Consider the following 6,000-nt stretch of genomic DNA (forward strand, 5'->3'; position numbering starts at 1 on the left):
ATCGATGGGAAGGGGGCTTTCGCATGGCATCGCACGCCGCCCAGCGCACCTGAGGCATCCGTCAGGTCACATGTCGGAGAAATTCGTCGGAGAGGTCGTGACAGACTTTTTACCTCCGTGATTTGCTGGTCCCCGCTGTTGCGAGATGGCGTGGGTTGAGAGAAGTCTCCTTTGTGGGGCCGCCTCAGGCGCCGCTGCTCAAAAACGGCCAATCGGCCGGACGGCGTGCACGGCCGCCAGTTTTTAGAGGGAGAAACACATGGCTCAGGGAACCGTGAAGTGGTTCAACGCTGACAAGGGCTTCGGCTTCATCACCGTCGATGGTGGGGGTGCTGACGTGTTCGTCCACTTCTCGGCCATCCAGACCAGCGGCTACCGCTCGCTGGAGGAGAACCAGCGGGTGGAGTTCGAGATCGCTCAGGGTCAGAAGGGCCCGCAGGCTGAGCAGGTCCGCCCCATCTGAGTAGGACGGCCGGCCCCCGCCGGCCAGTGGGACGATCCGGCTCAAGGGTCACGGGAAAGCCCCGCATCCCGGTTGGGATGCGGGGCTTTCGCCTGCTCGGGTTCGCCGGTGCAGCGGGCGGTCAGCCTCAGGCTTGCCGGTGCAGCGAGCGGTCAGCGTCGACGCGAGCGCAGGCCGAACCAGAGCACCACCAGCCCGGCCACCGTCACGAGCGGGCCGATCACCGCCCAGATCTTCTCGTCGGTCATCACGCTGCCGCTGACGTAGCCGAGACCCTGGACCGTCCACACCGCACCGATCACCACGGCCAGTAGGCCGAGGGTGAGCGTAAGCCAACCCCTCATCGCGTCCCCTCTCCGCCGCCCGGGGCGGCGCGCCGCCGTCCAGCATCGCCGGCCGGATGGCGTGATGCGAGCACCCCGGGCGCGCGGGTCACCACCGGTCGTGCACCTGCGGGCGGATCAACTCGTCGTAGGTGTCGCGGACGCCTGTCAACTGCTCGTCGGTGAGCGGGGACAGGGCCGCCGCGGCGGCGTTGCGTCGGGCCTGGTCGGCGTCGCGGGCACCGGGGATGACCACTGTGACGCCGGCCTGGTCCAGCACCCAGCGCAGGGCGAACTGCGCCATCGTGCGGTCCGCGTCGACGAGCGGGGCCAGCCGGCGTACGGCGGCCAGACCTCGGTCGAAGTCGACTCCGGAGAACGTCTCGCCGACGTCGAAGGCCGCCCCGTGCCGGTTGTAGTTGCGGTGGTCGTCGGCGGGGAACTCGGTGTGCTCGTCGTAGCGGCCGGAGAGCAGGCCACTGGCGAGCGGCACGCGGGCGATGATGCCGACACCGGCCGCGGCCGCGGCCGGGAGCACCCGCTCCAGTGGCTTGTGGCGGACCGCGTTGAGGATGATCTGGACGCTCGCCACCCCCGGTCGGGCGATCGCGGTGAGGGCCTGGTCGCAGGTCTCGACGCTGACCCCGTACCCGGCGATGGCCTTCTCGGCGACGAGGGTGTCCAGGCCGTCGAAGACCTCGTCGGAGGAGAAGACCTCGGTGGGCGGGCAGTGCAACTGGACCAGGTCCAGGGTGTCCATGCCCAGGTTGGCCCGGGAGCGGTCGGTCCACTGCCGGAAGTTGGCCAGGGTGTACGCCTCCGGCCGCTGCTCGACGCGGCGGCCCATCTTGGTGGCGACGGTCAGCCCGGCGTCGGGTCGGCTGCGCAGGAAGCGGCCGATCAGCTGCTCGCTGCGGCCGTCGCCGTACACGTCGGCGGTGTCGAGGAAGGTGACCCCGGCGTCCACGGCGGCGGCGAGCACCGCCATCGCGTCGTCCTCGCTGACGGTGCCCCAGTCGGCGCCGAGTTGCCACGCGCCCAGGCCGACCGCGCCAACGGTCCGGCCGAGCCGGTTGAAGCTGCGCTGTTCCATGCCCCGAGCCTAGTGATCGGGTTGCCACCCTGCCACGCGAGCCGTACGGTTAGCAGTACGGACGTACGGTTTGGGAGGCGACCATGTGGGACCCGACGACCTACCTGCGCTTCGGCGACGAGCGATCCCGGCCGTTTCACGACCTCCTCGCCCGGATCCCGGCCGAGCGACCCCGAGCGGTGGTCGACCTCGGCTGCGGCCCCGGCCAGCTCACCGCCGTCCTCGCCGAACGCTGGCCGACCAGCCGGGTGCGCGGTCTCGACTCCTCGCCCGAGATGATCGAGCGGGCTGAGGCCCTCGGCGCGCCGGTCGACTTCGCGGTCGCCGACCTGCGCGACTGGCGCCCGGCCGGCGACGAGGACGTGGTGGTCAGCAACGCGGCCCTGCAGTGGGTCCCCGGCCACCAGGAGCTGCTGCGCCGCTGGGCCGCCGATCTGCCCGCCGGCGCCTGGCTCGCCATGCAGGTCCCCGGCAACTTCGCCGCCGACTCGCACCGCGCCCTTCGGGAGGTCGCCAACCGGCCGACCTGGCGTGCCGAGGTCGCCCCGCTGCTGCGCGCGGACCCAGTCGACGACCCGGCCGACTACGCGGAGCTGCTGACCGCCGCCGGCTGCGCGGTGGACGCCTGGGAGACTACCTACGTGCACCTGCTGCCGGCTCGACCCGCCGCCGAGCACCCGGTGCTGGCCTGGATGGAGGGCACCGCGCTGCGCCCGGTCCGGGCCGCACTGGACGCCGCCGGCTGGTCCGCCTTCCGGGCCGAGCTGGGAGTACTACTCACCGCGGCGTACCCGGTGCGGCAGGGTCAGGTGTACTTCCCGTTCCGCCGCGTCTTCGTCGTCGCCCACACCGGCGACCATGCCCAGGAGAACCAGTGACCGACCTGTCCACCTTCATCGCCGGCCTGCCCAAGGTGGAGCTGCACGTGCACCACGTCGGCTCCGCCCTGCCCCGGATCGTCGCCGAGTTGGCGGCCCGCCACGAGGGGCGCACCCCCGTGCCGGCCGACCCGGACGCGCTCGCCAGCTACTTCGAGTTCCGCGACTTCGCGCACTTCATCGAGGTCTACCTGAGCGTCGTGGATCTCATCCGCGACCCGGAGGACGTCTGGATCCTCACCCACGAGGTGGCCCGCGAGCTGGCCCGCCAACAGGTCCGGTACGCGGAGCTGACCATCACCCCGTACTCGCACGTCCGACGGGGCATTCCCGCGCCGGCGTTCTGCGAGGCCATCGAGGACGCCCGCAAGCGTGCCCTGGCCGACTTCGGCATCGAGCTGCGCTGGTGCTTCGACATCCCCGGCGAGGCCGGCCTGCCGGCGGCCGAGGAGACGCTGCGCATCGCGCTGGACGAGCGCCCTGACGGGCTGGTCAGTTTCGGTCTGGGCGGCCCGGAGATCGGCGTACCCCGACCGCAGTTCCGGCAGTACTTCGACCAGGCCCGCGCCGCCGGGCTGCGCTCGGTGCCGCACGCCGGTGAGACCACCGGGCCGCAGACCGTCTGGGACGCGCTGAACGAGCTGGGCGCCGAGCGGATCGGGCACGGCATCTCCGCCGCGCAGGACCCGCAGTTGCTCGCGTACCTGGCCGAGCGGCAGATCGGGATGGAGATCTGCCCGACGTCCAACGTCCGTACCCGGGCGGTGGCCACCCTCGACGAGCACCCGCTGCCCCGGCTGGTCGAGGCCGGGCTGCTGGTCACCATCAACTCCGACGACCCGCCGATGTTCGGCACCACCCTCAACGACGAGTACGCGGTGGCCGCCCGCCTGCTCGGCGTCGGTGCCGAGGGCCTGGCCGGGCTGGCCCGCAACGCGGTGACCGCGTCCTTCCTGGACGCCGCCGGCCAGCAGCGGATCCTCGCCGAGATCGACGCGTACCTCGCCTCCGCCGGCTGAGCTGATCGGCAGGCGGGGCTGGTCGGCCGCTCGGGTGCCGGCTGGTCGCTCGGCTGGGCCGGTTGGTTGAGCAGGGCGCGCGGCGGGAGTGTGGGTGTGGGGGGACCTGTGACTCCCGCCGCGCGCGCGGCTCCACCGGCCGTGGGTGCGTGGTGCGCTCGGCCGGTGGAACTGGTGGGTTCGTGCTGTGATCCTGTCAGCCAGCAGCCGATCCAACGCGGTCGTTAACCGCGATCTAAGGAAGACTTGCGCCGGCGCACAGCCCCGGGTTCGGCCGGGTCAGTCGTCGGTGGGGCGCTGGCGGGGCCAGCGACGACCGGTGGCCTTCGTGTCCCGGGCGTCGCGGGCCATCCGACCGACCAGACCGAAGCGGCTGACCTGCCGGGGCGTCGCCTCCGGGTCGGCGAGCAGCATCACCACGCTGGCCCCGCCCAGCCGGGCGCGGTCGATGCTCACCGAGCCGTTGGCCTGCAACGCGACCCGCTTGGCGATGTCCAGCCCGAGCCCGGTCGAGCCCTGGTCACTGGCGCCCCGGCGCAGCGCCCGGTCCGGGTTGGCGATGCCGGGGCCGGCGTCGTCGATCCGGATCGCCACGTAACCGTCGCGCCGGGACACCGCCACCTCGAACGCCGTGCCCTGCGGGGTGTAGCGGAAGACGTTGCCGATCACCGCGTCGAGCGCGGCGGCCAGTTCGGCCCGCGGCACCGGCGCCGGGATGCGTAGCTGGGCGCCGTTCACCCGGTGCGGCCGGTTCTGGTCGCCGGCCAACGCCGCCCAGAACACCATCCGGTCCCGGACCACTTCGCTGACGTCGCACATCGCCGGCCCGGCCTCGAGCGCCACCGTCTTACGGGTGGTCTTGATCAGCACGTCGATCTCACCCTCCAGGGTGACGATCGCCTGCCGGATCCGCCGGATCCCGCGCAGCCGGTCCAACTCCGCCGGGCTGAACGAACCCACGCTGGTGTCGTCGGACTCCAACGCCTCCGCGTCCAACCGCAGCACAGTCAACGGGGTACGCAGACGATGCGACAGGTCGGCGACGAGCTCCCGCTCGTCGGTGCGGGCGGCGTCCAGCCGGTCCGCCATCCGGTTGAAGGCGTACCCGGCCTCGGCCAGCTCGCGCGGACCGGTCGGCTCGACGCGTACGCCGAGGTCGCCGTCGCCGATGGAGAGCGCGGCCTTGACCAGACCGCGGGTGGAGTCCACCGCGCGGGCAGCGACCCTGTCGACCACCAGCACCGCCGCGCCGGCCATCGCCGCGCCGACAGCGAACAGCAGCAACCAGGTGCCGCCGGCGCCCTCGCCCAGCGTCGACTCCGGAAGGAACACCTCGACCACTGCCGTCCGGTCACCGAGGACGACCGGGTCGAGTCGGGCCACACCCCCGTCGACGTCGACGACCACCGACTGGCGCTCGGTGCGGGCCCGGTCCAGGTCGCTGCCGCTGGCCCGACCGGCGGACTCGTCCAATCCCAACCCGTGCACCACGGGCCGGGTGGGTGCGCCATCGGCGCTGGCCACCACGGCACGCTCGACGACCGCAGGGTCGGTGCTGACTGCCAGCGCGCCGGTCACCAGCGCGCTGCGCCGGGCCGCGTCGGCGATCGCCTCGTCCCGGCTCTGCTCGCGCAGACTGAGCCCTAGCGGGATCAGGAACGCGAGCGCCACGAGACTGCACATGCCGGCCGTGAGCAGGGCCAGCGCCGTCCTCAGTCCGGTGCCACCAGCCGGAATCCGACCCCCCGCACGGTGCGCAGGTAGCGCGGCTTCGCCGCGGACTCGCCCATCTTTCTGCGGAGCCAGTACAGGTGAACGTCGATGGTCTGATCCTCGCCGACCGATGGCTGCCGCCATACCTCCTCCAAGAGTTCCCGGCGGGACACTACCCGCCCAGGTCGTGCGGCGAGATACGCCAACAGGTCGAATTCCTTGCGGGTCAGCGCCAGCGGCTCCCCGTCGAGCTGGGCGCTGCGCTCGCCCACGTCCACCCGCAGCCCGCCGACGCTGTGCACAGCGGGCTGCACGGACCGACTGGCCCGGCCGGCCCGGCGCAGCACTGTGGTGATCCGGGCGTCCAGGTGTGCCCCGGTGAACGGCTTGACCATGTAGTCGTCGGCGCCGGCGCGCAGCAGCTTGACCACCGACTGCTCGTCGTCGCGGGCGGTGGCGATGATGATCGGAACGTCGGTGATGCCGCGCAGCATCCGCAGCGCGTCCGAGC

7 protein-coding genes are annotated in these 6,000 nt (G+C 72.2%); 3 read left to right on the top strand and 4 right to left on the bottom strand.

What is annotated here, in order from left to right; translation table 11 throughout:
* Window positions 1–259 precede the first annotated feature (259 nt).
* Window positions 260–463, top strand: coding sequence for a cold-shock protein (locus tag AB0C20_RS19210; protein WP_030338233.1), 204 nt, complete (start codon window positions 260–262; stop codon window positions 461–463).
* A gap of 152 nt (window positions 464–615) precedes the next feature.
* Here the strand turns inward: AB0C20_RS19210 and AB0C20_RS19215 are convergent, their stop codons facing one another.
* A complete protein-coding gene (locus AB0C20_RS19215) occupies window positions 616–807 on the bottom strand; it encodes a hypothetical protein (protein ID WP_357187240.1) in 192 nt (63 codons plus the stop codon).
* A gap of 88 nt (window positions 808–895) precedes the next feature.
* Window positions 896–1,879 (bottom strand): aldo/keto reductase, encoded by a 984-nt coding sequence (locus AB0C20_RS19220; protein WP_357568437.1) that lies wholly within the window; start codon window positions 1,877–1,879, stop codon window positions 896–898.
* 83 nt (window positions 1,880–1,962) lie between these two features.
* On the opposite strand from AB0C20_RS19220, the gene AB0C20_RS19225 reads away from it, so the two are divergent.
* Together AB0C20_RS19225 and AB0C20_RS19230 are read left to right on the top strand one after the other, a co-directional pair.
* On the top strand, window positions 1,963–2,757 hold the full coding sequence (locus tag AB0C20_RS19225; protein WP_357187234.1) for a trans-aconitate 2-methyltransferase: 795 nt from the start codon (window positions 1,963–1,965) through the stop codon (window positions 2,755–2,757).
* Window positions 2,754–3,776 carry an adenosine deaminase gene (locus tag AB0C20_RS19230; RefSeq protein ID WP_357568438.1) on the top strand — a complete coding sequence of 341 codons (1,023 nt, stop codon included), beginning with the start codon at window positions 2,754–2,756 and terminating at the stop codon, window positions 3,774–3,776. The genes AB0C20_RS19225 and AB0C20_RS19230 overlap by 4 nt, the downstream gene beginning before the upstream one ends.
* 279 nt (window positions 3,777–4,055) lie before the next feature.
* Here AB0C20_RS19230 and AB0C20_RS19235 read toward each other — a convergent pair whose 3' ends face one another.
* Both AB0C20_RS19235 and AB0C20_RS19240 read right to left on the bottom strand, forming a co-directional pair.
* On the bottom strand, window positions 4,056–5,459 hold the full coding sequence (locus AB0C20_RS19235) for a HAMP domain-containing sensor histidine kinase (protein WP_357187228.1): 1,404 nt from the start codon (window positions 5,457–5,459) through the stop codon (window positions 4,056–4,058).
* 29 nt (window positions 5,460–5,488) lie between these two features.
* A partial coding sequence (locus AB0C20_RS19240) for a response regulator transcription factor (protein WP_357568439.1) occupies window positions 5,489–6,000 on the bottom strand: 512 nt, incomplete at its 5' end.

It is taken from the genome of Micromonospora sp. NPDC048843 (assembly GCF_040649965.1).
GTDB lineage: Bacteria > Actinomycetota > Actinomycetes > Mycobacteriales > Micromonosporaceae > Micromonospora > Micromonospora hortensis.

What these genes read in the sequence shown, in the direction of transcription:
- AB0C20_RS19210 (WP_030338233.1), top strand. Translation starts at nt 260, where the DNA reads ATGGCTCAGGGAACCGTGAAGTGGTTCAACGCTGACAAGGGCTTCGGC.
- AB0C20_RS19215 (WP_357187240.1), bottom strand. Translation starts at nt 807, where the DNA reads ATGAGGGGTTGGCTTACGCTCACCCTCGGCCTACTGGCCGTGGTGATC.
- AB0C20_RS19220 (WP_357568437.1), bottom strand. Translation starts at nt 1,879, where the DNA reads ATGGAACAGCGCAGCTTCAACCGGCTCGGCCGGACCGTTGGCGCGGTC.
- AB0C20_RS19225 (WP_357187234.1), top strand. Translation starts at nt 1,963, where the DNA reads ATGTGGGACCCGACGACCTACCTGCGCTTCGGCGACGAGCGATCCCGG.
- AB0C20_RS19235 (WP_357187228.1), bottom strand. Translation starts at nt 5,459, where the DNA reads ATGTGCAGTCTCGTGGCGCTCGCGTTCCTGATCCCGCTAGGGCTCAGT.